This window comes from Arthrobacter sp. 05T442 (assembly GCF_056395945.1).
The window spans coordinates 1-1,026 of sequence record NZ_JBFTKM010000048.1; the positions used below are offsets into that span (position 1 = coordinate 1).

2 protein-coding genes are annotated in these 1,026 nt (G+C 67.3%); both read left to right on the forward strand.

Going from position 1 to position 1,026, the window contains the following annotated elements:
* Nucleotides 1-632 (forward strand): fumarylacetoacetate hydrolase family protein (locus tag AC1DES_RS19100; protein ID WP_476897268.1); only part of this gene is annotated, 632 nt, incomplete at its 5' end.
* Nucleotides 632-1,026: maleylpyruvate isomerase N-terminal domain-containing protein (locus AC1DES_RS19105; RefSeq protein ID WP_476897269.1), on the forward strand; the 395-nt coding region annotated here is incomplete at its 3' end. The genes AC1DES_RS19100 and AC1DES_RS19105, both read left to right, overlap by 1 nt.

Consider the following 1,026-nt stretch of genomic DNA (forward strand, 5'->3'; position numbering starts at 1 on the left):
CCCCCGGCAAGATCATCTGCGTGGGCCACAACTACCGCAACCACATCAAGGAAATGGGCCGGGACGTCCCCGAGTTCCCCACCCTGTTCGCGAAGTACTCCGAATCCCTCATCGGCCCCAACGATGACCTGGCCCTCCCGCAGGAATCCGACACCGTCGACTGGGAAGCCGAACTCGCCGTCATCATCGGCAAAACGGGCCGCCGGATCACCGAAGCCGACGCCGCGGACCACATCGCCGGCTACGCCGTCCTCAACGACGTGTCCATGCGCGACTACCAGTTCCGCACCGTCCAGTGGCTGCAGGGAAAAACCTGGGAGAAGTCCACCCCTTTCGGGCCCGCCCTGGTCACGAAGGACGAATTCACCGCCGGGCCGCTGATGACCTCCGCGGTCGACGGCGAAGTCCAGCAGAGCACCCCCACCGGGGACCTCGTCTTCACCCCGGAATACCTGGTCTCCTATATCTCGACCATCATCACGCTGAACCCGGGAGATGTGATCGCCACCGGCACCCCCGGCGGCGTCGGCCACGCCCAGGACCCCAAGCGCTACCTGCAGGAGGGCCAGGTCCTGGTCACCACCATAGAAGGACTGGGCCAGCTGACGAACCGCGTCATCAAGGAAGCCTGATGGTCGCCCGCCAGGACCAGACGACGGATCCGGACCTGCTCGGCGCGCTGCTGCAGGCCCGGCGCGGCACCGCGTTCTTCGCCCGCAAGCTCAACGAGCTGGGCGACGCGGAGCTCGACGGCGAGTCGCTGCTGCCGGGCTGGACCCGCCGCCACATCACCGCCCACATCGGCTACAACGCCCGCGCCATCGCGCGGCTCGTCGAGTGGGCTGCCACCGGAGTGGAAACACCCATGTATCCCTCCACCGAGGTCCGGGACCACGAAATCGGTTTCGGCGCCACGCTGTCCCCGATCGCGCTGCGGCACCTTTTCGACCACTCCGCCGTGCACCTGAACGTCGAATGGCGGGACCTGCCCGAGGACGCCTGGCACCGCACGGTCCGGACCATCCA